Raw genomic sequence first — 26,147 nt, 5'->3', positions numbered from 1 at the left:
AAAATTAGGGCTTTTTTATTGTTTATTACAAGTTTTCCTTAACTTTGCCATATTACAAACCTATATAACTATGAAATTAAAAGTCTTTCTGTGGTTAATAATTTGTAGTCTTTCTACACATCTTGTGGCTCAAAACGTGAATGATGATATTGTAAAAGCTTTTGAGCAAGGGCAAGCATCCTTGCTAACTAACCACTTGAGTGAGGAGGTTTCTACTTGTATTCTTAATCAGCAATCTAGAGTAAAGAAACAGGAAGCTGTCGAAAAAATTGCCGATTTTTTTAAGACTATTCAAATTCAATCTTTTAAAATAAAGCATACTAGTGTGCGTGATGAATCAGGCTATATCATTGGTTCATTACAATCTACTAAAGATAAATATCGTGTAAACTGTTTCTTCAAAAAAGAAAACAATAACTTTTTTATTCATCAAATAAGAATAGATAAAGCAAATGAGTAAGATATTAGAAAAACAAGAATTGATCGATAGATTAATTGACCTTGCTTTCGCTGAAGATATAGGCGATGGAGACCATACTACATTGTCTAGTATTCCTGAAACTGCAATGGGCAAATCGAAACTTCTAATCAAAGAAGAAGGAGTACTTGCAGGAATTGAAATGGCTAAAGAAATATTTAATCGTTTCGACTCATCCTTAAAAGTTGAAGTCTTTATACAAGATGGTTCTCATGTAAAACCAGGTGATGTAGCTATGCTTGTAGAAGGGAAAATTCAGTCTTTACTACAAACAGAACGTTTGATGTTGAATGTTATGCAACGAATGAGTGGTATAGCTACAATGACAAATAAGTATGTTCAAGCATTAAAAGGAACCAAGACAAGAGTCCTTGATACTCGTAAAACTACTCCAGGGCTTCGTATGATTGAAAAAGAAGCCGTTAAAATTGGAGGTGGCGTAAACCATCGCATAGGCTTATTTGATATGATTTTATTAAAAGACAATCATGTTGACTTTGCAGGAGGTATTGACAAGGCTATTCTTGGAGCCAAAAAATACTGTAAAGAGAATAATAAGGATTTAAAGATCGAAATTGAAGTGAGAAACTTTGATGAATTAAACCAAGTGTTAGAGCTTGGTGGAGTAGATCGAATTATGCTCGATAATTTTACTCCTGCAGACACTAAAAAAGCAGTTGACATAATTGCTGGTCGTGTGGAAACAGAATCTTCGGGTGGTATTACTTTTGAAACATTAAGAGATTATGCCGAGTGTGGTGTGGATTTTATATCGGTAGGAGCTTTAACACACTCAGTGAAAGGTCTAGATATGAGCTTTAAAGCTTGCTAATTTAGAAAAAGAATAAATAGATTACTCTTCCTCGTTATTTTATTTGTTAAAATAGCAAGGAAGAGTTTTTTTTAACTTATATTTGTATTCAGTTGAATAATAAGGGTAAAACTTAGATAAAAAAGGTGTTTTAGTTATAAAATGCTATTTATAAAGGGCATATTGAGACAATGAGCAAATTGGTAAGAATGGTATTATTCATGGTGCTTCTATGTACTTTGGGTAGTTGTGGAAGTAATAATACACTGGATTTCGATAATCCAGATGTCGACCTATTTGTTAAACAATTGAAAGCGGGTACTTATCAAACACAGAGCCCAGAAGGCTTTGTAGAGGTGCCCAATTTTAAGTCGGAAGATATCCCTAAATTATTATCTTATTCTACTGATCTTACTCTTATTCAATCTTTTCCCTTGCCTCCTATATCTCCTTATGTAGGTGGTGAAATTCGCTTAGGCGAATGTATGTTGTGGATCGTAGAATCTATTCGTATAGGTGATTATGCTTCCTTAGGCTGTCACTTAATCAGAGTCAATGCAGATAATTATGAAGCTCAATATTTCTTAACTGATGAAGAAGTAATTGATGCCTCTGTTCATTATAAACGATGGTGGGAGAACAGATCTTATCCTAAGACTCGGTGGTCTATTGATCCATGCTTTGATGACCCTCTCTGTGGAACAGGTTACCAGTGGTGGTAAAAGCAGGTTCTAAGCGAACTAAATGTTCTTAGGTGTTGTTCTTTTCATAGCTAAAATGAATGACATGAATAAAATTACATCTCTTTTTGGAATTGAATACCCTATAATACAAGCGGGTATGGTATGGTGTAGCGGATGGCGTTTGGCCTCTGCTGTAAGTAATGCTGGTGGGTTAGGATTATTGGGCGCTGGCTCAATGTATCCTGATGTACTACGAGAACACATTCGTAAATGCAAAGAAGCAACTTCAAAACCTTTTGGTGTTAACGTGCCTTTAATGTATCCTCAATTGGAGGAAATAATGAATATTATTGCTGAAGAAAAAGTTCCAATCGTTTTTACTTCAGCAGGAAACCCGAAACTATGGACTTCATGGTTGAAAGAGCGAGGAATAAAAGTAGTTCATGTAGTATCTTCTTCTAAATTTGCAAAGAAAAGTGAAGAAGCAGGAGTTGATGCTATAGTGGCTGAAGGCTTTGAAGCAGGCGGACACAATGGGCGTGAGGAAACTACTACACTTTGCCTTATTCCACAAGTAAGAGCTGTAACCGAATTGCCGTTAATAGCTGCAGGTGGTATTGCCACAGGAGAAGCCATTTTAGCGATGCAAACCTTAGGTGCTGATGGAGTACAAATAGGTACACGTTTTGCCCTAACTCAAGAAAGCTCTGCTCATGATAAGTTTAAAGAGATGTGTGTGAATCTTAAAGAAGGAGATACCAAACTCCATCTTAAGCAAATTGCACCAACTCGTTTGGCTAAAAATGATTTTCGTGATCGAGTGGAAGAACTTGAAAACCAAGGAGCATCTGTAGAAGAACTAAGAGAACTCTTGGGAAGAGGAAGAGCCAAAAAAGGTATTTTTGAAGGTGAACTCGATGAAGGAGAAATTGAAATTGGTCAAATTGCTTCTTTATGTGGAGAATCAAAAAGTGTAGAAGAAGTGATGAAAGATCTGATCTCTTCTCATGCAGCAGCTTTAAAGAAAAATTACGCTTGGTAATTTAAGAATAAAACTATTGCTATAAAATAGCATTACTTACTGGGATTAGCGAGTATTAGATTTCACATTTCAATCGGAATAATCTATTTTTGTAGCTATCGTAAAAATAAGATGAAATGCTGAAAAAATACATTATAGCTTTATTCCTTTTACTATCTATAAATAGTATAGCTCAAGATATAAATCGAAAGGGGTTTGGTACTCCTTTCGATTTTCCTTTATATTTAAGTGGTAATTTTGGAGAATTGAGAAGTAACCACTTTCATGGAGGGTTGGATTTTAAAACACAACATCAATCGGGAAAAAAACTATTAGCTTTAGCCGATGGGTATATTTCTAGAGTGAGAGTAACACACGGTTCTGGTTATGTACTTCATACCGTATATGAGAATGGGTTTTCTACTATAAGTCGCCACTTAATGGGCTTTGTTTCTCCTATAGCAGAGCTTGTGGATTCTATTCAATATGCTAACCAGAGCTGGGAAATGGACTTAAACTTTAATCCTGGCGAACATCCCATCAAAAAAGGAGAACAAGTAGCTTGGAGTGGAAATATGGGTTATTCCTTTGCTCCACACCTGCATCTAGATGTGTTTGAAAATGCATCAGGAGATCAAATTGATCCCTTACCTTTTTTCTCAACTCGATTAAAAGATACCACAGCTCCTAAAGCCAAAGGCTTTATGTTGTTTCCTCAATTGGGAAAGGGAGTAATCAATCATTCCACTCAAATATCCACCACAGCTATACAAGACAATCAAACTATTTCTGCCTGGGGACTAGTAGGTGTTGGTATTAAAGCCTTCGATTACATGGATGGGGTAAGCAATAATTATGGTGTAAAGCATTTACAACTCTATGTTGATGGTGAACTTACCTTTGAAAGTAATGTGGATCGGTTTGCAGACGATGAGAGTCGTTACATTAACTCTTGGACTTATAAGAATTATATGAAAACCTTTATTGAGCCAGGGAATAAGTTGCGTATGCTGAAAGCACATAATGAAACAAGAGGCTTATTAAACATTGATAAAGAGCGTATTTATCAGTTGCGATTTGTATTGACTGATTATTACGGCAATAAATCGACCTACTTCTTAGCTCTTCGTGGAGAAAAGCAGACCATCTATCAGCCTCAACTAAAGACTATTGATTATTTAGCTTGGAATAAGGCGAATATCATCAGCCGACCAGGAATGAATCTTTTTATCCCTGCTGAATATTTGTATGATTCCGTTTATCTTGATTTCAAGATTTTAGCTCAAACTCCCTCTTCTGCTTCATTTACCTACCAACTTTGTGATTTAGATACTTATATTCCACTGCACCGTTCGGCAGATTTAATTTTGCGAGTTATACCTCGTGAGGGGTTGAATGTAGATCAATTGTATGTTGCACGACTTCGTAAAAATAACAAATGGAGTAGTGTAGGGGGCAAATATAAGGAAGGATTTATGCATGCGAAGATAAGTGAACTAGGAACCTATGCTGTATTAATAGATTCTATCCCGCCTATAGTTACTGCTCAAGCAAAGGAGAGATGGGCTAAAAATGGAGAAGTAGTTTTTTCTGCTAAAGATAAAGAATCGGGAATCGCTTCCTATCGAGGCACTATTGATGGAGAATATGCCCTCTTTTACTTAGATATTATGCCCGATAAAATTCGTTATAAGCTAGATTCTAAGAGATTGCAAAAAGGAAAGAGACATAAAGTTCAATTAGAGGTGGTAGATAACAGTAAAAATCGTACATTTATTGAAGAAGAATTTTTCTGGTAATTATTTTGAAAAAACACTATTAATATGAAAAAGTTTTATTTGACGACAGCGGTCCTATTTGCTGTGATTATTAGTTCGCTGGCTTGCACTAACCTTATCGTTGGTAAAAAAGCCTCTGCTGATGGTTCTACAATTGTATCTTATTCAGCAGACTCTTATGGCATGTTTGGTGACTTATATCATTCTCCTGCAGCAAAGTATGAGAAAGGTGCTAAACTAGACATTTACAATTGGGAAGATAATAGATTTATGGGAACCATTGATCAAGCCCGTGAAACCTACAATGTAATAGGTAATATTAACGAATACCAGGTTACTATTGCTGAAACTACATTTGGTGGTCGCCCAGAACTTGAAGATACTACAGGAATCATTGATTATGGTAGCTTAATCCGTTTGGGTTTACAGCGATCAAAATCTGCAAAAGAAGCTATCAAAGTGATGACTAGCTTAGTTCAAGAGTATGGTTATGCTAGTGGAGGGGAGTCTTTTACTATTGCCGATCCAAATGAGATATGGATTATGGAAATGATGGGTAAAGGTCCCGGTATCAAAGGTGCTGTTTGGGTAGCTGTACGTGTACCAGATGATTGCATCTCAGCTCATGCTAATCAATCTCGTATCCACTCTTTTGATATGAATGATAAGAACAATTGTATGTACTCTCCTGATGTTATATCTTTTGCTCGTGAAAAAGGTTACTTTGATGGAGTAAACAAGGATTTTAGCTTCTCAAAGGCATACAATCCTCTGGATTTTGGTGGTCGTCGCTTCTGTGAAGCTCGTGTATGGAGCTATTTCAATATGTTCACTGATCAAGGCGAGAACTTCTTACCTTATATCTTGGGTGATACAGATGAGCCGATGCCTCTTTTTATCAAACCTAATAAAAAAGTATCTGTACAAGATGTTAGAGATGCTATGAGAGATCATTATGAAGGTACTCAGCTAGATATTAGCCAAGATTTTGGTGCTGGAGCCTATAATACTCCTTATCGTCTGTCTCCACTAACCTTTAAATATGAAGGAGAAGAGTATTTCAATGAACGTCCAATTTCTACTCAACAGAGTGCATGGGTATTTGTTTCTCAGATGCGTTCAACTTTACCTAATGCTATTGGCGGTGTTTTCTGGTTCGGATTAGATGATGCAAATATGACTGTCTTTACTCCAGTTTATTGCTCAGCAACAGAAGTTCCTGATAGCTATGCTGCTAATGGTGCAGATTATGTTACATTCTCTTGGGATAGTGCTTTCTGGATTTACCAATGGGTATCTAATATGGTTTACCCTCGCTATGGTTTAATGATTAATGATCTTCGTAAAGTTCAAAACGAATTAGAAACTTATTATGAACAGAATCAAGCTGGTGTTGAGAAAGTCGCATCAGATCTTTATGCTAAAAACCCAGAAGAAGCTGTAAAATTCTTGACATCTTATACCAAGATAGCAGGTCAACAAGCTTTTGAATCTTGGAAAAAATTAGGTGAATACTTAATCGTAAAATACAACGATGGAGTAGTAACTAAAACAAATAAAGACGGTTCTTTTGAAAGAAATAAAATAGGAGAACCTACAGGCGTTGTGCGCCCAGGATACACAGAAAAGTTCTTGAAAGACTATATTGAACAAACAGGAGAACGCTATAAAGTTAAATAAACGTTATTCTGTGAGCATATTTACATCCTATTTGTTATTGAATAGGGTGTATATGCATAAACTATTCTTTTTTATAGGTGTCGTGGTAAGAATAGTTTATATTTGTACTCCTCAATATTATTGAGTTTATTAACAACTAAAGATACTAATTAGAATGAAAAACGAAGAACTTTTAAAATCTGTAGTTGAAAAAGCTAATCAATGGCTTACTCCTGCATATAATGAAGAAACTCAAGCAGAAATTCGTAGAATGCTTGATAGTGAAGATAAAACAGAACTAATTGAATCTTTCTACAAAGATTTAGAGTTCGGTACTGGTGGTCTTCGTGGTATAATGGGTGCTGGTAGCAACCGAATGAATATCTATACCGTGGGTGGTGCAACCCAAGGTTTATCGAATTACTTAAATAAGCAGTTTAAAGATTTGAAGCAAATAGCAGTTGTCGTAGGTCATGATTGCCGTAACAATAGCCGTAAGTTTGCTGAGATTTCTGCAAATATCTTTTCTGCAAATGGAATAAAAGTCTATCTATTTGAAGACTTACGTCCAACTCCAGAAACATCTTTTGCCATTCGTCACTTAAGTTGTCAAAGTGGTATTATGATTACTGCTTCTCACAACCCAAAAGAATACAATGGTTATAAAGCATATTGGGAAGATGGAGCGCAAGTTCTTTCTCCAAATGATCATGGTATTATTGCTGAGGTAGAAAAAGTAAAAGCAGAGGATATCAAGTTTGAAGGTAAACCAGAGTTAATCCAAATTATTGGTAAAGATATTGATAAGGTATTTTTAGATGCTGTTCAGACTGTATCTTTAAACCCGGATGTTATTGCTCGTCATAGAGATATGAAGATTGTTTATACTCCAATCCACGGTACTGGTATTACTCTTATACCACAAGCTCTTAAGATGTGGGGTTTCAATAATATCATTGATGTTCCTGAACAAAATGTAATTAGTGGTAATTTCCCTACTGTGGTTTCTCCAAACCCAGAAGAACCAGCTGCTCTTACAATGGCTGTAGAAAAAGCGAAAGCAACGAATGCCGACCTAGTGATGGCTAGTGATCCTGATGCAGACCGTATTGGTATAGCTGTTAAAAATGATAAGGGAGAATGGATTTTGGTGAATGGTAACCAGATCTGCATGATTTTCTTGTATTATATTTTGACTCAGTATAAGGCTCTAGGCAAATTGAAAGGGAATGAGTTTGTAGTTAAAACAATTGTTACTACTGAGCTTATCAAAAGAATTGCTGATTCTGTGAACGTAGAATTAATTGATTGTTACACAGGATTCAAATGGGTAGCTCGTGAAATACGTGAGCTAGAAGGAAAGAAAAAATATATTGGTGGTGGTGAAGAAAGCTTTGGTTTCTTAGCTGCTGACTTTATTCGTGATAAAGACTCTGTTTCTGCTTGCTGCTTGATGAGCGAAATTGCTGCTTGGGCAAAAGATAATGGTAAGTCTCTATATGAAATGCTTCAAGATATATATCTAGAATATGGTTTCTCTAAAGAAAGAGTAATCAGTGTAGTTCGTAAGGGTAAAACTGGTGCTGAAGAAATTAAGGCAATGATGACTAATTACAGAAACAACCCTCCTAAAACATTGGCTGGTTCAGAAGTAGTTCGTATCAAAGACTTTCAATCATTAGAAGAAAAGGACATTAAGACAGGCAAGGTTACTAAATTAGATATGCCTGACACTTCAAATGTGCTTCAGTTCTTTACAGCAGATGGTTCAAAAGCGTCTGTTCGTCCTTCAGGTACAGAACCTAAGATTAAGTTCTACATTGAAGTAATGGGAGATATGAAGTCTAGAGCAGATTATGATGAAGTTAATAAATTAGCAGATGCTAAAGTTGACTTTGTTTGCAAAGATTTAGGTATCTAATTTTCTGCTATAACATATTATAAAAAAAGACTCAGCTTAGTTGAGTCTTTTTTTTGTCTATATATTTGATTTAAGTTGTCTAATTATTGGAAATATTTACCTGAACTCTATTTACCTGAATAGCATAATAAAAATGCGGCATAGCATATATAATAAATAGTGATGAAACTATAAACTTACTAGATGCTATTATAGGATTTACAATAAGTGTAGTAGAAAGAGCTAATCCTGCTATTGCGCAGACTAGTATGATTATCCAATTGACAAACTTTCTATTCTTGATAACTGATATAATGGTAAGCATAATAAAGAATTGGACAAAACCCCATATTGCCAGGTAGAAACTTAAAATATTCCACTGTGTACACTCCTTCGATGTCATAACCAATCCGATGATAATTCCAAATATAGCAGCAGCTATACCCCAGCTCCATTCGTAAACATCAGTTCTTGTTACACGCATATATACATAATGAAGTACTCCGATCAGAATAATGCTCAGTATAAAGAATAAATGGCCAGATGTTAGTGCTGCTGTTGGTGCAAATAAAGCCCATAACCCAGTTAGTAGTGAAACACCTCCTAGGGCAAATAATGCCCACGAGTGTGCTACAGAGTTTTTAAACTCTCTTTGTTTAATTCTAGTGGTTCTCATAATTAAGGCATTTTATTAAAGTTAATACCTCAATAAACAAAGAATTTCTGATATAAATCTCATTCAAAATGAATTATATTAGTCATAAAATGTTGATACATAATAAAATATCCCAACATGGGTTGTCGGGATATTTTTACTGATTATTATTGAGTTAGCTTATTTAAAGCTGAAGATTTCATGTCTTTCTCTTTTCTTCTTTAACCAATCTTACACTCATATTTGGGTAGTGTTTACTCCGTTCTTATTAGTTCCATTAATAGAGATTTAATAATGGAGTATTCTAGTAGCTTAAAAAGGTATGGATAAGATTATTTCATGATGGAAACTAGTGGATACACTGCTTCAACATAATCATATCCTTAAGTTGATGCCCATTTTCTATGATAGGAGCTTTATAGTTGTCTATATAAAAGTCAGCTCTAACGCCATAAGGTTTAAATCCTATACGGCTATAAAAAGCAAAGGCATCCATACTATAATCGCCTGTACCAACAATGAGTTTTTTATACCCCTTTTCTTTGCCAAGAGTAAAGGCATAATCAATTAATTGCTTTCCTATACCTTGTTTTTGAAAAGGTGTATCTATAGCTAAATTCTTTATTTCTAAGAGGTTTTTACTTATCTCATAAAGAGCCATAACACCTATAGGATGGTTACTCTCACTAGAGCGTATTACCACTATTGTACATTGGTGAATATACTTTTCTATGGCTTCCATAGTTTCATCTGCAAGTAATAGCAAATTGTATGGAATTGTGTCTGAGTTTGAAAGAATTTCTATTTCGTACTTCATAGCTTGAGAAATTGAAAAACTTTAAACTTAATAATTTAAATGAGAATAGGCAATTATTTTATGTCTTTTATTGCTGAAAATATATTTCTTAGATAATTAAGAATTAGAAAAAAGAAGTATTACCTTTGTAATCAGTATTAACGAATAAATGCTTCAATGAGAATATAAGAAACCCTCCATACTTCATGGGTTTTATTTCAATCTAAATTGAGATAGGTAGGCCAATAAATCCACATTGGTTCTGCTCTTTCATTCTAGCAAATTCTCCTTATTTATAATTTTCGGATTTCTATTTTAAGCAATTAGTCTATTCTAGTTGTTGATGTATAGGTTGAATCTATGGAATAAAGCCCGTTTATAATCATATTATTAATCGTTTTAAATTGGCTTGTTTATGAGTATAATTCTTCAAAATATAAGTTTCCAACACCCTGACGGGGATATTTTATTTACTGATTTATCTTTTTCTATTGAAGAAGGCGATAAAGTTGCTTTGATAGGAGATAATGGAACAGGAAAATCAACTCTCTTAAAATTAATTAGTGGTGAAATACCTATTCAAAGTGGCTCTGTTTATAGAGAGGTTGATGCCTATGTAGTACCCCAAAATATAGATGAATTCAGTTCGTTGACAGTAGCAGAAGCCTTGAAGGTTGATGCTAAAATTATTGCGTTACACCAAATCCTAGCAGGGAATGTAGAGCCTGCATACATGGAACTTTTGGGTGATGATTGGGATATTGAAGAGCGGGTAATTAAAGCTTTGCATCAGTGGGGTTTAGACTCTATTCGGTTAGAGCAAACCCTTTCTACTTTAAGCGGGGGAGAACGTGTGAAAGTATTCCTCTCTGGTTTGACACTCCATCAACCTCAACTTGTGTTGATGGATGAACCTACTAATCATCTTGACTATGTTTCTAAAGACTTATTATATAGCTGGATAGAAAAGACCAGTGCAATAGTCTTAATAGTTAGCCACGATAGGGAACTACTTGATCTCCTATCCGGTATCTATGAATTGTCTAGCCTGGGTATAAAGTATTATTCTGGAAATTACACAGAATATAAAGAACAAAAAGAGATTGAGCTGAATGCTATTGAAAATGCATTGAAAGGCAAAGAGGTAGAAAGAAAAGTTGCTCTAAAGAAGCAGCAGAAAGTTGCTGAACGCCGACAAAAGTTGGATAATCGAGGTAAAGATTTGAGTATAAAAAAAGGAATTGGGAAAATGGGACTTGATACCCGTCAAGATCGTGCTGAAAAAACGAGTGCACGTTATAAATCCACTCAGGGAGATAGAGTTAATGCTTTGTCGGGTGATATTCAGTCTATCAAAGATAAGATAGCCCAGCATTCTGTTTTGAAGCTTCATATAGAATCCTCCGACTTGCATGATAATAAAATTTTAGTTGAGGCCAAAGGGTTGAATTTTGAATATGTGAAAGAGAAACCTTTGTGGAAAGAGACTTTGAACTTCCTAATACGTAGTGGTGAGCGAGTATTATTGAGGGGCATTAATGGTTCTGGTAAGACAACTTTGCTCAATTTAATAACTGGATCTGTGAAGCCTACCATCGGGAAGCTTGATGTTGCTCCTCTAAATTGGATGTACTTAGACCAAGATTATTTATTACTCAATCCGAGTTGGACTGTTTACGAACAGGCACAAAACTTTAATTCTAAAATGCCCGAGCATGAAGTAAAATGTATGTTGCATCGATCTCAATTATCAGAGAGTTTTTGGGACAAGCCTTGTTCTAGTTTGAGTGGTGGTGAGAAGATGAAATTGAGTTTATGTAGTTTGTTAATATCATCAGTTGCTCCAGATCTTTTAATATTGGATGAACCAACTAATAATATAGATATACATAGTATTGAAATTTTAACTGAAACTGTGCGTAATTATGCAGGTTCCATTTTACTAGTATCGCACGATGATGTTTTTATCCAAGAAGTTGGAATTGATTATGAATTGGAATTAAAGTAAGAACTTATTGAATGTCAGTTATTTTGTATGTATAGGTGGTTAATCTTATTGACAAAAAATATATTTTGGCACAAAAGGGTAATATTTATCTATTAAAGTAAATAAATATACAGTAAAGATGTATTAATCCATAATAAATTGCTTTATTAGCATATTCAAATGACAGGATATGAGTTTTACTTTTGTAAAAATATAAGAAGAACTCTGTATTCGATACTTAGGCTCAAATACGAATTGCATAATACTAATAATAATCTGTTTACTAGTTTAATAGGGATTTTTACAAGAAAGGTAAATATATTTAGGACAAAGGAGTAATATCTACTTCATGATGAAGAAAGATAGATATCAAGCAATGAAAACTCCAAAACGGATAGGGTGAGGTTGGAAACAGCTTCACCCTTTTTTTATTTCATGTAAAAATAAAAAAGAAGATAGAGAAGAGTAATAACAAGAGTTAGTTTTATATCCCAAGAATTAAGTTCTTTAATTCTTGCATAGATGAAGAGGATAAAAGAAACCATAAGTGCAAATAGTCCTACTTTACTTACAAGAATCTGTGTGGCTGTCAAGGATAAAATACCTATTGTAAGGATAGCTACTCCCTGAATGATCATAATCGTTTTCCAATCTTTCATTTTCTTAGTATTTTTAGATATCTCTATTTATTTACCCCACTGTTGAGCTTTATCAATAAATTTTTGCACATCGTTTATTAATTTGCTTGTATGGTAGCCATCGGCAACAGCATGGTTTACAAAGACAGCGAAGGGTATGAAGAATCTATCGTCTTTTTTATAGTATTTGCCAAAGCGAATAAGAGGGAAAAGGAAATCGGATTCTTCGTAGGTATCTTGAGCAAAAGATGAAAAGCTAAGCCAAGGAATGGAAGATACGGAACAAAAGTTCTTAGGTTGATTGGGCTTTGCTTTAATCCCTTTCACCTCTTTATAGGTATTTAAATCATTGACTACGTTGGAATAGAATGTGTTAAAATCCTCATTGTAATCACTCCAAACATCCGAAAAAGTTTTATCATCTTCGTGAAATAGGGTATAAGCTGGCACAACAAAGTTCCAATAACCTAATTGTTTATCTTGATTGTATGCCATACGAAATTCTTTATTTTCATTTACTGCACGCATAATGGCGTATAAAAATGTAGGAAAGAACTTTAAGGATTTCTGCTCTTTCAGTATGATAATAGGGGTTATATCTAGCTGGGCAGTGAGTGTGTATTTGCATTTTATTTTATTGATATAATAATAAAAATACTCACTCCTTTCCCAAGTTTCAAAGTCTATTTGATTGAATTTTGCTACCATTGCTTTGCTCTATTTTAAAAATCTACGTTCGTTTTGGCATAGATACTAAAACTAAGATAGAAAAGATTGATAAAGAATTAAAATGAATTCTTTATTTTTTAATCTACTTTAGTTGTCAAAACTACAAAAAGAGTCTTTTATGGATTAGCCTTAATCTGCAATTGAGGTATTCAAAAGAACTATCCAGATGTCAATTTACGGAGTAAATAAGAATTTGTTTATCTATATCAGTATAAGATAGATACCTCTATCCTAATAATACGATGACACCGACATGATGATGACATGTCGGTGTCATCGTATCTTCATATCGGTGTCAAAATATTAATCTATTTCTTTAAGTGCACTACTCAAAATGATAATTAGTATAAAAGAATATAGAATAGCTAAAGTGAAAGGATATTTACGCTAAGGAATTGGATAATAAGAATAATTAGCTATTAGTTTAAAGAAAAAAGGTAAGAAATGTATTCTAGATTAGTTTCGGCGATAGCCATAAGAAGAACGTCACAAAAGATATAAGATCGTTTATTCCTGGATGTTGAGTGTTTTTTACTTAAATAGACATAAGGTATTAACAGAACTTTTGATATCTAATAAAAATAATGTTACTTTGTCAATAGCTTTATAATACTGTGTATATACGCTTTTGTGCGTGGGAGATAGTCTAGTAAGAAACATAGAAAAACATAAATCATTTAAAAAGAATAGAGTTATATGAAGATGGTAAGAAAGATAATGCACGTTGGTGTATTAGCGGGCTTGCTTTTGGGTGGATTGACAGCCTGTAATCAGTCTACTCCTGTAGCAGAAGTGCCCAATTTAACACAGTATGTAGATCCTTATATTGGGTCAGGTGACCACGGGCACGTTTTTGTAGGAGCAAATGTTCCTTACGGAATGGTTCAACTCGGACCAACCAATATTCACACAGGTTGGGATTGGGTTTCGGGATATCACTATTCAGATTCAACTATTTTCGGTTTTTCACACCTTCACTTAAGCGGTACAGGTATTGGCGATTTGCTAGATATCTTAGTTATGCCTACTACAGGTAGCCCTAAGTTAGCTAAGGGTGATGATTCTGGTTATGATTCAGGAATGTACTCTTTATTTAATAGAAAGAATGAAGTAGTAAAAGCTGGTTATTATGGTGTAAAACTAGATCGTTATAATATTGGTGTAGAATTAGCAGCCACAGAAAGAGTAGGTTTCCATAAATATACTTTCCCTAAAGCTGATGATGCTGCTGTTGTAATCAACTTGGCAGATGCCCTAAACTGGGACGAATCATTAGAAGGTTATTTGGTTCAAGAAGATGAAACTACAGTTTCTGGCTATAGATACTCAAAAGGTTGGGCAGCCGATCAAAAAGTATTCTTCACTGCTAAATTCTCTAAACCACTTAAGGGCTTCGAACTTTATGAAGGAGAAACTTTAGCAGAAGGAAAGAAAGGTCTTACTGCAAAACTAGTATATGGTAGAGCTTTATTTGATACTGAAGAAAATGAAGATATTTATCTTAAACTAGCTGTATCTCCTGTAAGCATTGAAAATGCAAAATTGAATATGGAAGAAGAACTTCCAGAATGGGATTTTAATGCTACAGTAACGGATGCCGATGTGAAATGGAATAATGAGCTACAGAAAGCAATAATCGAATCTACAGATCAATCTGTTCTTCGTAATTTCTACACAGCACACTATCATACTATGATTGCTCCATCTTTATTCTGTGATGTAAACAACGATTATAGAGGTGCAGATGGCAAAAATTACAATAATGAAATCTTTAAGGCTCATACTACATTCTCTTTATGGGATACTTATAGAGCAGCACATCCTTTGATGACTATTATTCACCCAGAGCAAGTGCCTGATATGATTAATAGTATGTTGTATATCTTCAAGGAACAAGGAAAACTTCCTGTATGGCATTTAGTAGGCAATGAAACCGATTGTATGGTTGGTAATCCTGGTATTCCAGTAGTTGCAGATGCTTACTTAAAAGGTTTCGAAGGCTTTGATAGAGATTTGGCTTATCAAGCACTTAAAGAATCAGCATTGCAAGATGATAGAGGTTTAGATCAATATAAAGTATTCGGATATATCCCTTATGATAAAGCAAGTGAGTCTGTAGCTTCAGGTCTAGAGTATGCATTAGCCGATTGGGCTGTTGCTCAAGTAGCAAAAGAAAGAGGCGAAACAGAAGATTATGAGTATTTCTTAAATAGAAGTAATTCTTTTAAATCCTATTTCGATAAGAGTATTGGTTTTATGAGAGGGATTGATTCTAAAGGAAACTTCAGACCAGGTGAGTTAGATCCATATCACTCTAAACATAGAGAAGATGACTATACAGAAGGAAATGCATGGCACTACAGATGGCTTGTTCCTCAAAATGTAAATGGTCTAGTAGATCTTATGGGTGGAGAAGATGTGTTTATTCAAAATCTAGATACTTTGTTTTTATTAAGTACAGAATTGAGTGGTGATGCATCTCCAGATATCTCAGGTTTAATTGGACAATATGTTCAAGGTAACGAACCAAGCCACCATATCCTTTATATGTATCCATACGTAGGACAACAATGGAAAACAGCTCAAAGAGTAAGAGAAGTATTAACCACTCTTTATTTTGATGCTCCTGCAGGTTTATCAGGAAACGAAGACTGTGGTCAAATGTCAGCTTGGTATATGCTTTCAGCTCTAGGTTTCTATCAAGTAGAGCCTGCTGGTGGAAGATACATCTTTGGTAGCCCTATCGTTGATAAAGCTACATTGAATGTAGGTAATGGTAATGTATTTACTATTCTTGCAAATAATAACAGTAAAGAAAATATTTATATTCAAAGTGTAACCTTGAATGGTCAGCCTTATACGAAATCGTTTATTGAATTTGATGATATCGCTGCGGGTGGAGAATTAGTCTTTGAAATGGGTAATACACCATCACAATTTGGTGTGAATCTAGAAGACAGACCCGTATCTGTACAATAAAGTTCAAAATTGTAATATAAATGAAGTGGGTGATAGTTTTCTATCATCCACTTTTTTTATGTATTGATTGCCTTTCTATGATAGATTATTTTAAGAATAAATTATCTTTAGCAGTCAACTTAATATTAGATAATATGGATATACAACCTCGTTGGGTTCTTAAATCTTTCGCTGAATTAACTACTGAAGAATTATACCAAATACTTCAAAAAAGGCAAGATGTCTTTATCTTAGAACAAAATTGTCACTATCCCGATTTAGATGATAAAGACAGACAAACCCTGCATCTACTAGGGTATGTAGAGAATAAATTAATAGCCTATGCTCGTCTCTTTCCCAGTGGAATGCTGTTTGAGTATCAAGCTTCTTTTGGAAGAGTATTGGTCGTTAAAGATTCACGAAGATTAAAACTTGGAAAGAAGTTAGTTCAAGAAATTATTCGTGTTTTAGAACACGATTTAAAGGAGAAAGAAATTAAAATTGAAGCTCAGCTTTATCTCCAAAAGTTTTATGAAGAATTCGGCTTTATAGCAGAAGGTAAGGTGTTTTTAGATGCTGGCATTGATCACATAATGATGTCAAAGATAATTTAATATTTAAGTCTATTTTTTCTGCTTCAAAAGAACTATTTTATATAATATATGTTATATTAGTATTGTATGTAGCTGTTATATAGTAGTATATATAATAAGATGACAGTTATATAAAAGTATACATTTTAGTATATATCCTATACTTATGTATGAATAATTGAATTAATAAAATAGATAATATGAAATCGTTTTTACGGCATATACCTGTTCAGTTTATAGTTCCTTTATTTATAGTAGCTGGATTAATTTTCGGTTTAGGGGGATATACACTTTATATGTCTAGAGCCCATTCATATCTTTCAGATGATCCAGAAGCTTGTATCAATTGTCATATTATGACCCCTTATTATCAATCTTGGGATCATAGCTCTCATGGGCGCTGGGCAACCTGCAACGATTGTCATGTTCCTCACAACAATATAGCCAATAAATATTTTTTTAAAGCGAAAGATGGTTTATATCACGCTGCTGTTTTTACGTTGAAAGCAGAGCCTCAAACTCTACGTCCACGTAATGAGAGTTATGGAGTAATTATGCAAAACTGTATAAGGTGCCATACTCAATTAAATCAAGATTTTGTAAAAACAGGTATGATTACTTATGCTGATGTACGCAAAGGTGAAGGTAAAGCTTGTTGGGATTGTCATAGAGATGTGCCGCATACCCAGATAAGTAACTTGGCCTCTTCTCCCAATGCTATTGTACCTCTGCCCGAATCTCCTGTACCCGATTGGCTGAAGAGAACAATGAAAAAAGAAAAGTAGAAAATATATAAAACTTAAATCTTATGTTTAAGAAACTTGGTGAACAAATACGTAAAAGACCCGCTATTGGTTGGATGATATTCGCAGTAGTCATGGTCGCTGTATTCCTATTAGGCTTGCTTGCTGCATCTATAACAGAGCGTAGAGCAGAGATTGCTACTCTTTTTAATAATAAGAAAATAGAAATTGAGGGGATTGAGCCTAAGAGTGATTTATGGGGTATAAACTATCCCCGTGAATATGAAACTTGGCTCAAAACGAAGGATATGGACTTCACGAGTAAGCACATGGGAAATACCCCTCATGATGTTCTCGAAGAAAGACCTGCTATGGTTGTTATGTGGGCTGGATATGCTTTTTCTAGAGATTATTCTGCTCCACGAGGACATATGCATGCCATAGAAGATGTGAGAAATACATTGCGTACAGGCACTCCCGAAAATGGAGAAGGAGATATGCAGCCTGGAACTTGCTGGACTTGTAAAGGACCAGATGTACCCCGCCTTATGCATGAAAAGGGAATTGAAAACTTTTATAAAGCCAAATGGAGTGATTGGGGAGCAGAAGTAATGAATCCTGTGGGATGTGCCGATTGTCATGATCCTCAGAATATGGGTTTAAAGATTACTCGTCCTGCTTTGATAGAAGCTTTTGAAAGAAGAGGTATGGATATTACTAAAGCTACGCAACAAGAGATGCGTACATTGGTTTGTGCCCAATGCCATGTAGAATATCACTTCAAAGGAGATACAAAATATCTTACTTTTCCTTGGGATAAAGGCTTAACAGTTGAAGATATGGAAGCGTTTTATGATGAGGCTGAATTTACCGATTGGACACATAGTTTGAGTAAAGCACCTATGCTAAAAGCTCAACATCCCGATTATGAAACCTTTACTATGGGCCCTCACTATAAAAGAGGTCTAAGTTGTGCCGATTGTCATATGCCTTATAAATCAGAAGGTGGAATAAAATATTCTAATCACCAAGTCGTTAGTCCACTAAAAAATATAGCAAATACTTGTCAAACTTGCCATAGAGATACTGAGGAAGATTTAAGACAATATGTTTATGAGTATCAAGATAAGGCTTTAGAAATACGAGATAGAATAGAAGAGGTACTTCCTCAAGTGCATATTATGGCTAAAATAGCTTGGGATAATGGAGCTACTGAAGCTGAAATGGCTACAGCTTTAAAATTAATTCGCCAAGCACAGTGGAGATGGGATTTTGCAGTTGCCTCACATGGTGGATCTTTTCACGCTCCTGTTGAAACCCAACGAATATTAGCTCATAGCTTAGACAAGTCTCTTCAAGCACAGATGGAGCTGCAAAAAGTATTTTATTCTCACGGTATAAAAGATTTTAATATGCCCGATATTTCTTCCAAAGATAAAGCTCAAGAGTTTATCAATTTGGATATGAAAAACCTGAAAGAGAAAAAAGAAAAATGGGTGAATACAGTTGTTCCTGCATGGCTAGAAAAAGCGAAAGCCGACGGAAAACTTACTGCTCAATTATAATAAAAACAAACAAGTAGGAGTGTCTGAAGTATCTCTATTTTAGACACTCTTTTTTTATCTTTATGAAAAAAGAATTACGACAAATGTGGCGCTTTCCATGGGGATATAAAGAAAGTATAGCTATTGTTTTAGGTGTTATGGGTATCGGAATCTTACTTCAACTGATTCTGGGTAACTTTAACTTTTTCTTCCTTGCCTATCCCGTAAATATCGTTTGTGGAGGAGTTCTAGTATTTCTCCTTTTGGGGTTACTGCTGATACGAAAATCAACATTCTATAAATGGTTATCGGGTGCACCATTGGCTGTGATTTTAATAGGAGTAATGCTTGTGTTAACTCTGATTATGGGTCTGACTCCTCAAGTGAGTTCTTCTATAATCCCCGAAAAGGACTTTTTCTCTCGTTTGGGCTTTACACAAATGACTACTTCTTGGCCTTTTGTTTTACTCTATCTTTTTCTTCTCATAGCTTTAGGCTCTTTGATATTAAGAAGAATATATCCATTCAAAAAAAGTGATTTGGCTTTTTATTGCACTCATATCGGCTTGTGGATATTTCTTTTTACAGCAGGTTTAGGAGCTTCAGATATAAAACGTTATGTTATGTATGTGTACGAGAATCAGGTAGAATGGAGGGTGTACGATAGTGAAGAAAATGTATTAGAACTGCCGATTGCTATCCAACTGAATGATTTTATTATGGAAGAGTATCCTCCTAAGTTAGCAATTATAGACAGAGAAACAGGAGCTGTGCAACCCGAAAACAGAATAGATCTTTTTCAAATAGATGAGAATCGTATGAAGGGTAAGCTCTGGATGTTTGATTTGGAAGTAGAGGAGTACATTCATGAAGCAGTACGGAATAGCGATAGTACCTATGCTGAAGTCTATATGCCTGGAGCTAGTCCTGCAGCCTTCGTGAAAATTCAAAACGACAGTATCGTTCGACAGGGTTGGGTTTCTGGAGGAAATCGTGCTCAATTGTACATGACACTACCTATCGACTCAAGTTATACTCTTGTAATGACACAAGCCGAACCTAAGCGCTTCATTTCGGATATTGATGTATTTATGGATGATGGAAGTGTACAGCATGCTCTTTTAGAGGTCAACAAACCACTACGCATTGGGCATTGGACTATTTATCAATATGGTTATGATAACGAGGCTGGTAAAATGTCAAACTATTCGGCTTTCGAATTGGTCTATGATCCTTGGTTACCTTGGGTGTACGTTGGTATTATTATCTTAGCAGTAGGGTGTGTGATCTTATTGTGGAGTGGACATAAACAGAAAGGAGGCAAGAAATGACTTGGGATGTTTTTTTATACTTTGCTATACCTACACTTGTTTTGTGGATAATAGCTGCCTTTATCATCTATAAAAAGAATGGAGCTCAGATAGCTAAACTGATGACTCTTGCGGGTGTAATTGTATTCTTTTGTTTTATAATAGGCTTGTGGGTTGGACAAGATAGGCCACCTTTGAGAACGATGGGTGAAACCCGTTTGTGGTATTCTTTTTTTATATCAATTGTAGGATTGATTACTTATTATCGCTGGCGATATAAATGGTTGTTGTCTTTTTCAAATATAGTAGCTTCAGTTTTTGTATGTATTAATATATTCAAGCCAGAAATACATTCTACTAATTTAATGCCTGCTTTGCAAAGTTATTGGTTTGTCCCTCATGTTACAGTTTATATCTTGTCTTATGCTATGCTGGGTGCGGCAACTATTACATCAATCATTCAATTGAGAAACTTTCAAAAAAATAAAGTCGACGAAAAGCTGTATCACCTGATGGATAATCTAGTCTATGTGGGATTGGGATTTTTATTATTGGGTATGTTGATGGGTGCTGTTTGGGCTAAGGAGGCTTGGGGGCATTATTGGTCGTGGGATCCTAAAGAAACATGGGCATTTATTACCTCTTGTGGGTATTTACTCTATATTCATATGAGGTTGCGTAATAGGTATCCCAAAATAGCACTATGGATATTGAGTATATCTTTTGTACTCTTAATGATTACGTGGGTGGGTGTCAATTATCTTCCTTCTGCCCAAGGAAGTGTACATGTTTATTCCTAATCAACTTATAAAAAAGGCTATACTCAATTAAGGTATAGCCTTTATGATTACTTGCTAGAGTGGATGGTATTTATTGGTTTTGCCAAAAAGTTAATAGATCGGCAACAATAAAACTGCTACCTCCAACAAATACAAAATCGTCTTTATCACTATCACCTATCGCCTTCATAGTAGCCTGTTCTACATTGGGGTAGGTATCACCCTTTAGTCCCTCGGCATGTGCGATTTCTGCTAATTCAGATGCCGACATGGCTCTTTTTACAGAAGCTTGGGTGAAATAATAAATGGCTTCTTTAGGTAAAAGATGAAGAACTCCCCTAATATCTTTATCATTAACCATGCCTATAACAATGCGTAGCTCCTTATAATTTTGATGTTTGAATTGTTCTACAATAGTGCTGATACCCGCAACATTATGTCCAGTGTCACATATTACTTTGGGGCTTTCTTGTAATTTCTGCCATCTGCCCATTAGCCCTGTAAGTTCACAAACCTGAGCAAAACCTTTTCTGATATTGTTTTCAGAAATCTGGTAACCCAGAGATATAAGAATAGGAAGAGCAGTAAGTAGGGTATTCGTATTCTTAAGTTGGCACCAGCCACCAAGCTCTCCATCTAAATTCTGATACTGTTGAGTTTGATATCTCCAGCCTATAGCATTAGGAGTACATAGCTCTTCTTTAAGAGTAGGATTATTTTGTGCGTAGTAGATGGGCGCATTCATTTCGACAGCCTTTGCTGCAAACACAGGGAGAGTTTCATCATTATACTCTCCAATAACGATAGGAGTCTGTTCTTTAATAATTCCTGCCTTTTCTCCTGCAATAGCAGCAAGAGTATTGCCTAAAAATTGATTATGGTCATTGCTTATATTTGTAATGATTGAAAGATCGGGCTGAATAATATTTGTACAATCTAGTCGTCCACCAAGTCCTACCTCAATAACCGCTACATCTACTTTTTGATCCTCAAAATACTTAAAAGCTAAAGCTGTTGTTAATTCGAAAAAAGAAGGAGACAAAGGTTCATAGAAACTTCTTTCTTTCTCAATAAAATCGACTACATACTTTTCTGAAACAGGGATCCCATTGACCCTTATACGTTCCCTAAAATCAATTAAGTGAGGTGAAGTATATAAGCCTACTTTATACCCAGCTTCTTGTAATATGGCAGCTAAAGTATGTGAAGTAGAACCTTTTCCATTGGTACCACCAATATGTATTGTTTTGTATGTTGTATGTGGATGATTTAGATGTTTATCTAATGCTTTAGTAGTAGATAAACCTTCTTTGTAAGCACTGCTTCCTTCTTTTTGAAACATAGGTACACAGTTGTAGAGGTAATTTACAGTTTCTTCGTAGTTCATAAAGCAAAATATATAATTCTAATAATCGCCTATTTCTCTTTATTTTAGTTATCTTGTCTATACTAAATCTTAATCTGGTACAGCCCAATAAAAGGCGATTTATTGTGTTGTGCAAATATGAACAATTAAAATAGAAGATGTATGGGAAAGAAGAATTTTATTTTAGACACTAATGTGATTTTACACGATTATAATTGTCTTAGAAATTTCGAAGAAAACGACATTTATCTTCCCATCGTTGTTTTGGAAGAGTTAGATAAATTTAAAAAAGGAAATGAACAGATAAACTTCAACTCTCGTGAGTTTATTCGAGAAATTGATGCTCTTAGTGAAGGCGATTTATTTAAAGAAGGAGTTTCTTTAGGTGATGATTTAGGAAGATTATTTATAGTGGTTGGTAATGTTGAAGCAAAGAAAGTAAAAGCTTGCTTTGCTCTAAATAAACCAGATCACTACATCCTTGCTGCAACAGAATATGTTGCAGAACAGCACCCAGGTATGCAGACAATATTGGTTTCCAAAGACGTAAATCTTCGGATGAAAGCTCGTGCTGTAGGGCTGCCTTCTGAGGATTATATCAACGATAAGGTTAACAATATAGATATATTTGAAAGGGAGCACGAAACCATTACTACCGCTAATAGTGAGTTGATAGATAGAATCTATTCCTCCTATGATGGAGTTGATGCCAAAGAACTTGAAGTAGGTGAGGCTCTAAGACCCAATGAATGCTTTATACTGAAGAGTGATAGAAATAGTGTATTGGTACGATACAATCCTTTTACACGAACAATTAATAAAGTTAAAAAGAGTAAGAATTTTGGTATAGAACCTCGAAATGCAGAGCAGAGTTTTGCTTTTGATATTTTAAATGACCCCAATATAAAACTAGTAGGACTAACAGGTAAGGCGGGTACAGGAAAAACGCTTCTAGCTTTAGCTTCTGCATTAAGACAATTGGGTGATTATAAGCAAATATTATTGGCAAGACCAATTGTGTCTCTATCCAATAAAGATATTGGTTTCTTACCAGGTGATGCTACAGAAAAAGTATCTCCTTATATGCAACCTCTGTTTGATAATTTAAATGTGATAAAAAATCAATTTGATGGAACTTCTTCAGAGTCTAGCAAGATTGAAGAGATGTTGAAGAGTAAACAGCTTGTGATTGAAGCATTAGCTTTTATTAGAGGAAGAAGTTTGACAGATATGTATTGTATTATTGATGAAGCTCAGAACTTAACCCCTCATGAGGTTAAGACAATTATTACTCGTGCAGGAGAAAATACAAAAATGGTATTCACAGGTGATATCCAACAAATAGACCATCCCTACTTAGATGTAGAATCAAATGGCTTGGTATATATGATTGATAAAATGAAAGATCAACCCTTGTTTGCTCATGTTAATTTGATTAAAGGAGAAAGAAGTGAATTAAGTGAGTTGGCAAGTAATATACTTTGACTTTTTTGAAAAATAGAACAGAAAAATAGTTCTTTTTGTAAAAACATAATGTAAAAAGACTTGGATACATAAATAAAACATATCTTTGCAATTCGAATATAAAAAAGTAAAAAAAGTGAAACTAGATTTTTTTAAACGTTATCTATCTGCCCGAGTTCTACCTATTTGGATGATTTTGTTCTTGGATATTGCAGTAATTATTATTTCCGTACTATTGGCCTATATTTTAAGATATAATGTGCCAATGTTTGTAGAAAACTATGTGGCAATTTTTAAGAGTATTGGCTTAATCGTTTTAATCAATGTTCTTTTCTTTAGAGTTTTTCGTACATATTCTAATATTCTACGTTTCTCTTCTTTTGTTGATATACTTCGCATTATAATGTCATTAACTGTCTCATACGGTTTATTGATAGTGATGGAACAAGCGTTCCGATATTTTACAGGTGATAGTCGTATTCAAACTAGTATATTGTTAATTGCTTATGTGGCTAACTGTTCTATGATGATTTCATTAAGGATAATTGTTAAAACTTTCTTTGAAGCATTGGGGGCTTCTTTTAAAAGACGAACAAATGTCTTTATTTACGGAGCGAAAGAGGCTGGAGTAAATATTGCTAAGTCTATTCGTATTGGTATGAAGGAGCATTATCGAATACGAGGTTTTATAGCCGATGAGTCTGAATTAATAAATAAAGTATTGATGGGTGTTAAAGTCTATCCCAATGATTCTGATCTTATGGATGTTTTAACAGAAAAAGAAGTTCATACAATCATCGTTTCTCCAGCTAAAATTGATAAATTAAAGAACTCTGCATACACTGATAAGTTACTTGAGCATAAAGTTAAATTATTGACAGTACCTCCAATAAGTGAATGGAACAGTCAGACATTAACAACTCAGCAGATAAAAGAGATTCAGATTGAAGATCTCTTGCAAAGAGAGCCTATTAAAGTAGATATTCGTAAAATAGCATCACATTTGGAGGGTAAGAGAGTAATGATTACGGGTGCTGCTGGCTCTATCGGGAGTGAAATTATGCGTCAAGTAGCGACTTTTAATCCCTACAACTTAATTTTGATAGATCAAGCAGAAACTCCCCTTCATGATATTCGTTTGGAACTAATTGATAAATGGCGTAATATTGATGCAGAAACCATTGTTGCAGATATTACAAATCAATCAAGAATGGAATCGATATTTAAAGAGTTTAAGCCTCAATATATTTTCCATGCTGCAGCATACAAGCATGTTCCTATGATGGAAGACAATGTTTCTGAGTCCATTCAAGTGAATGTAGGTGGAACGAAGACTATTGCTGATTTAGCGGTTAAGTACAATGCCGAAAAATTTGTGATGATTTCTACTGATAAAGCTGTAAATCCTACTAATGTGATGGGTTGTTCTAAGCGTCTTGCAGAAATTTATGTACAATCTCTTGCTCGTAAATTAGCTAAAACTCATGAATCTCCAGTAAACTTTATCACTACTAGATTTGGTAATGTGTTAGGATCTAATGGCTCTGTTATTCCTCGATTTAAGGATCAGATAAGAAGAGGAGGACCTGTAACTGTAACCCATCCTGATATTATTCGTTACTTTATGACTATTCCTGAAGCTTGTCGTTTAGTACTCGAAGCGGGTAGTATGGGTAATGGAGGAGAAATCTTTATTTTTGATATGGGTGAACCTGTTAAAATATTAGATTTAGCGAAAAGAATGATTAGTCTTTCAGGCTGTGATGATACAGTAAAAGTAGTATTTACTGGTTTACGTCATGGCGAAAAGCTATATGAAGAATTGCTTAATGTTAAAGAATTGACTAAACCTACTTATCATGATAAGATCATGATTGCTAATGTGCGTGAATATGATTATGATGAAGTTAATCAGTGCATGATTAATCTTATAAAAACAAGTTATTGTTATGATCAAATGGTTATAGTAAGTGCTATGAAAGATATTGTTCCAGAATTTATTAGCAAGAACTCTTGCTTCGAAGAGTTGGATAAAGTAGAATCAAAAAAAACATTGGTTAGCTAAAACCAAATAAAGCATATTAAATGTAAAGCTGAATAATTTGAAAAAGTTATTCAGCTTTTTTTATGTCTTGAATTTTCCTTAAGAATAAGCTCTATCTAGTTGTATCAAGTATTTATGTTGGGAATATTAGTCTACAGAATCAGAGATATTCATTTAAATGGTCTTAGTCATCGTATCATCATGACACCGA

The 26,147-nt window shown here is 34.7% G+C and carries 21 protein-coding genes; 16 read left to right on the top strand and 5 right to left on the bottom strand.

All coding sequences use genetic code 11. From position 1 onward, the window contains the following. The first annotated feature begins 70 nt into the window (after positions 1-70). The 7 genes from K8V80_RS10600 to K8V80_RS10570 all read left to right on the top strand — a co-directional run bounded on the left by K8V80_RS10600 (position 71) and on the right by K8V80_RS10570 (position 8,351). Positions 71-460: a DUF4783 domain-containing protein gene (locus tag K8V80_RS10600; RefSeq protein WP_006744439.1), complete on the top strand. Its 390-nt coding sequence runs from the start codon at positions 71-73 to the stop codon at positions 458-460. Then, positions 453-1,310 carry a carboxylating nicotinate-nucleotide diphosphorylase gene (gene nadC / locus K8V80_RS10595; RefSeq protein WP_006744440.1) on the top strand — a complete coding sequence of 286 codons (858 nt, stop codon included), beginning with the start codon at positions 453-455 and terminating at the stop codon, positions 1,308-1,310. Before K8V80_RS10600 ends, nadC begins: the two co-directional genes overlap by 8 nt. A 170-nt stretch (positions 1,311-1,480) precedes the next feature. Next, positions 1,481-2,011: a DUF4943 domain-containing protein gene (locus tag K8V80_RS10590; protein ID WP_006744441.1), complete on the top strand. Its 531-nt coding sequence runs from the start codon at positions 1,481-1,483 to the stop codon at positions 2,009-2,011. A gap of 64 nt (positions 2,012-2,075) precedes the next feature. Then, positions 2,076-3,014, top strand: a complete 939-nt coding sequence (locus tag K8V80_RS10585; protein ID WP_276777826.1) for an NAD(P)H-dependent flavin oxidoreductase — start codon at positions 2,076-2,078, stop codon at positions 3,012-3,014. 116 nt (positions 3,015-3,130) lie between these two features. After that, a complete protein-coding gene (locus K8V80_RS10580; protein ID WP_276777823.1) occupies positions 3,131-4,792 on the top strand; it encodes a M23 family metallopeptidase in 1,662 nt (553 codons plus the stop codon). A gap of 24 nt (positions 4,793-4,816) precedes the next feature. Beyond that, complete coding sequence (locus K8V80_RS10575; protein WP_006744444.1) at positions 4,817-6,451, top strand: C69 family dipeptidase; 1,635 nt, start codon at positions 4,817-4,819, stop codon at positions 6,449-6,451. Between the two features lie 154 nt (positions 6,452-6,605). Continuing rightward, positions 6,606-8,351: a phospho-sugar mutase gene (locus K8V80_RS10570; protein WP_276777821.1), complete on the top strand. Its 1,746-nt coding sequence runs from the start codon at positions 6,606-6,608 to the stop codon at positions 8,349-8,351. Positions 8,352-8,430: 79 nt separating this feature from the next. On the opposite strand, the gene K8V80_RS10565 is transcribed toward K8V80_RS10570, so the two are convergent. Beyond that, positions 8,431-9,006 carry a hypothetical protein gene (locus tag K8V80_RS10565; RefSeq protein WP_276777818.1) on the bottom strand — a complete coding sequence of 192 codons (576 nt, stop codon included), beginning with the start codon at positions 9,004-9,006 and terminating at the stop codon, positions 8,431-8,433. Positions 9,007-9,334: 328 nt separating this feature from the next. Beyond that, entirely contained in the window at positions 9,335-9,802 is a 468-nt protein-coding gene (locus tag K8V80_RS10560; RefSeq protein WP_006744447.1) for a GNAT family N-acetyltransferase, read from the bottom strand. Between the two features lie 394 nt (positions 9,803-10,196). On the opposite strand from K8V80_RS10560, the gene K8V80_RS10555 reads away from it, so the two are divergent. Continuing rightward, on the top strand, positions 10,197-11,789 hold the full coding sequence (locus tag K8V80_RS10555; RefSeq protein WP_276777814.1) for an ABC-F family ATP-binding cassette domain-containing protein: 1,593 nt from the start codon (positions 10,197-10,199) through the stop codon (positions 11,787-11,789). A gap of 407 nt (positions 11,790-12,196) precedes the next feature. Here the strand turns inward: K8V80_RS10555 and K8V80_RS10550 are convergent, their stop codons facing one another. Together K8V80_RS10550 and K8V80_RS10545 are read right to left on the bottom strand one after the other, a co-directional pair. After that, a complete protein-coding gene (locus K8V80_RS10550) occupies positions 12,197-12,427 on the bottom strand; it encodes a hypothetical protein (protein ID WP_006744449.1) in 231 nt (76 codons plus the stop codon). A 27-nt stretch (positions 12,428-12,454) separates the two neighbouring features. Continuing rightward, on the bottom strand, positions 12,455-13,114 hold the full coding sequence (locus K8V80_RS10545; RefSeq protein WP_276777811.1) for a CatA-like O-acetyltransferase: 660 nt from the start codon (positions 13,112-13,114) through the stop codon (positions 12,455-12,457). Positions 13,115-13,831: 717 nt separating this feature from the next. On the opposite strand from K8V80_RS10545, the gene K8V80_RS10540 reads away from it, so the two are divergent. The 6 genes from K8V80_RS10540 to ccsA all read left to right on the top strand — a co-directional run bounded on the left by K8V80_RS10540 (position 13,832) and on the right by ccsA (position 21,083). After that, positions 13,832-16,114, top strand: a complete 2,283-nt coding sequence (locus K8V80_RS10540) for a GH92 family glycosyl hydrolase (RefSeq protein WP_276777809.1) — start codon at positions 13,832-13,834, stop codon at positions 16,112-16,114. Between the two features lie 134 nt (positions 16,115-16,248). Next, complete coding sequence (locus K8V80_RS10535) at positions 16,249-16,707, top strand: GNAT family N-acetyltransferase (protein ID WP_276777806.1); 459 nt, start codon at positions 16,249-16,251, stop codon at positions 16,705-16,707. Positions 16,708-16,886: 179 nt separating this feature from the next. Beyond that, positions 16,887-17,471, top strand: a complete 585-nt coding sequence (nrfH, locus tag K8V80_RS10530) for a cytochrome c nitrite reductase small subunit (protein ID WP_006744453.1) — start codon at positions 16,887-16,889, stop codon at positions 17,469-17,471. A 23-nt stretch (positions 17,472-17,494) separates the two neighbouring features. Next, positions 17,495-18,994 carry an ammonia-forming cytochrome c nitrite reductase gene (gene nrfA / locus K8V80_RS10525; RefSeq protein WP_276777802.1) on the top strand — a complete coding sequence of 500 codons (1,500 nt, stop codon included), beginning with the start codon at positions 17,495-17,497 and terminating at the stop codon, positions 18,992-18,994. Between the two features lie 62 nt (positions 18,995-19,056). Further along, complete coding sequence (locus tag K8V80_RS10520) at positions 19,057-20,304, top strand: cytochrome c biogenesis protein ResB (RefSeq protein WP_216586520.1); 1,248 nt, start codon at positions 19,057-19,059, stop codon at positions 20,302-20,304. Next, positions 20,301-21,083, top strand: a complete 783-nt coding sequence (ccsA, locus tag K8V80_RS10515) for a cytochrome c biogenesis protein CcsA (RefSeq protein WP_276777796.1) — start codon at positions 20,301-20,303, stop codon at positions 21,081-21,083. Before K8V80_RS10520 ends, ccsA begins: the two co-directional genes overlap by 4 nt. Positions 21,084-21,153: 70 nt before the next feature. Here the strand turns inward: ccsA and K8V80_RS10510 are convergent, their stop codons facing one another. Beyond that, positions 21,154-22,449, bottom strand: a complete 1,296-nt coding sequence (locus K8V80_RS10510; RefSeq protein ID WP_276777793.1) for a bifunctional folylpolyglutamate synthase/dihydrofolate synthase — start codon at positions 22,447-22,449, stop codon at positions 21,154-21,156. Between the two features lie 141 nt (positions 22,450-22,590). On the opposite strand from K8V80_RS10510, the gene K8V80_RS10505 reads away from it, so the two are divergent. Further along, positions 22,591-23,913, top strand: a complete 1,323-nt coding sequence (locus K8V80_RS10505; RefSeq protein WP_006744458.1) for a PhoH family protein — start codon at positions 22,591-22,593, stop codon at positions 23,911-23,913. Positions 23,914-24,028: 115 nt separating this feature from the next. Continuing rightward, entirely contained in the window at positions 24,029-25,957 is a 1,929-nt protein-coding gene (locus K8V80_RS10500; protein WP_276777790.1) for a polysaccharide biosynthesis protein, read from the top strand. Positions 25,958-26,147: the final 190 nt, after the last annotated feature.

It is taken from the genome of Bacteroides coprosuis (genome assembly GCF_020741705.1).
Taxonomy (GTDB): domain Bacteria; phylum Bacteroidota; class Bacteroidia; order Bacteroidales; family Bacteroidaceae; genus Bacteroides_E; species Bacteroides_E coprosuis.
This window is presented reverse-complemented; position numbering and strand designations above follow the sequence as displayed.

What these genes read in the sequence shown, in the direction of transcription:
- K8V80_RS10555 (WP_276777814.1), top strand. Translation starts at nt 10,197, where the DNA reads ATGAGTATAATTCTTCAAAATATAAGTTTCCAACACCCTGACGGGGAT.
- K8V80_RS10585 (WP_276777826.1), top strand. Translation starts at nt 2,076, where the DNA reads ATGAATAAAATTACATCTCTTTTTGGAATTGAATACCCTATAATACAA.
- K8V80_RS10570 (WP_276777821.1), top strand. Translation starts at nt 6,606, where the DNA reads ATGAAAAACGAAGAACTTTTAAAATCTGTAGTTGAAAAAGCTAATCAA.
- K8V80_RS10580 (WP_276777823.1), top strand. Translation starts at nt 3,131, where the DNA reads ATGCTGAAAAAATACATTATAGCTTTATTCCTTTTACTATCTATAAAT.
- K8V80_RS10535 (WP_276777806.1), top strand. Translation starts at nt 16,249, where the DNA reads ATGGATATACAACCTCGTTGGGTTCTTAAATCTTTCGCTGAATTAACT.
- nadC (WP_006744440.1), top strand. Translation starts at nt 453, where the DNA reads ATGAGTAAGATATTAGAAAAACAAGAATTGATCGATAGATTAATTGAC.
- K8V80_RS10560 (WP_006744447.1), bottom strand. Translation starts at nt 9,802, where the DNA reads ATGAAGTACGAAATAGAAATTCTTTCAAACTCAGACACAATTCCATAC.
- K8V80_RS10520 (WP_216586520.1), top strand. Translation starts at nt 19,057, where the DNA reads ATGAAAAAAGAATTACGACAAATGTGGCGCTTTCCATGGGGATATAAA.
- K8V80_RS10590 (WP_006744441.1), top strand. Translation starts at nt 1,481, where the DNA reads ATGAGCAAATTGGTAAGAATGGTATTATTCATGGTGCTTCTATGTACT.
- K8V80_RS10540 (WP_276777809.1), top strand. Translation starts at nt 13,832, where the DNA reads ATGAAGATGGTAAGAAAGATAATGCACGTTGGTGTATTAGCGGGCTTG.
- K8V80_RS10565 (WP_276777818.1), bottom strand. Translation starts at nt 9,006, where the DNA reads ATGAGAACCACTAGAATTAAACAAAGAGAGTTTAAAAACTCTGTAGCA.
- K8V80_RS10600 (WP_006744439.1), top strand. Translation starts at nt 71, where the DNA reads ATGAAATTAAAAGTCTTTCTGTGGTTAATAATTTGTAGTCTTTCTACA.
- K8V80_RS10545 (WP_276777811.1), bottom strand. Translation starts at nt 13,114, where the DNA reads ATGGTAGCAAAATTCAATCAAATAGACTTTGAAACTTGGGAAAGGAGT.
- K8V80_RS10510 (WP_276777793.1), bottom strand. Translation starts at nt 22,449, where the DNA reads ATGAACTACGAAGAAACTGTAAATTACCTCTACAACTGTGTACCTATG.
- nrfA (WP_276777802.1), top strand. Translation starts at nt 17,495, where the DNA reads ATGTTTAAGAAACTTGGTGAACAAATACGTAAAAGACCCGCTATTGGT.
- K8V80_RS10550 (WP_006744449.1), bottom strand. Translation starts at nt 12,427, where the DNA reads ATGAAAGATTGGAAAACGATTATGATCATTCAGGGAGTAGCTATCCTT.
- K8V80_RS10575 (WP_006744444.1), top strand. Translation starts at nt 4,817, where the DNA reads ATGAAAAAGTTTTATTTGACGACAGCGGTCCTATTTGCTGTGATTATT.
- K8V80_RS10505 (WP_006744458.1), top strand. Translation starts at nt 22,591, where the DNA reads ATGGGAAAGAAGAATTTTATTTTAGACACTAATGTGATTTTACACGAT.
- ccsA (WP_276777796.1), top strand. Translation starts at nt 20,301, where the DNA reads ATGACTTGGGATGTTTTTTTATACTTTGCTATACCTACACTTGTTTTG.
- nrfH (WP_006744453.1), top strand. Translation starts at nt 16,887, where the DNA reads ATGAAATCGTTTTTACGGCATATACCTGTTCAGTTTATAGTTCCTTTA.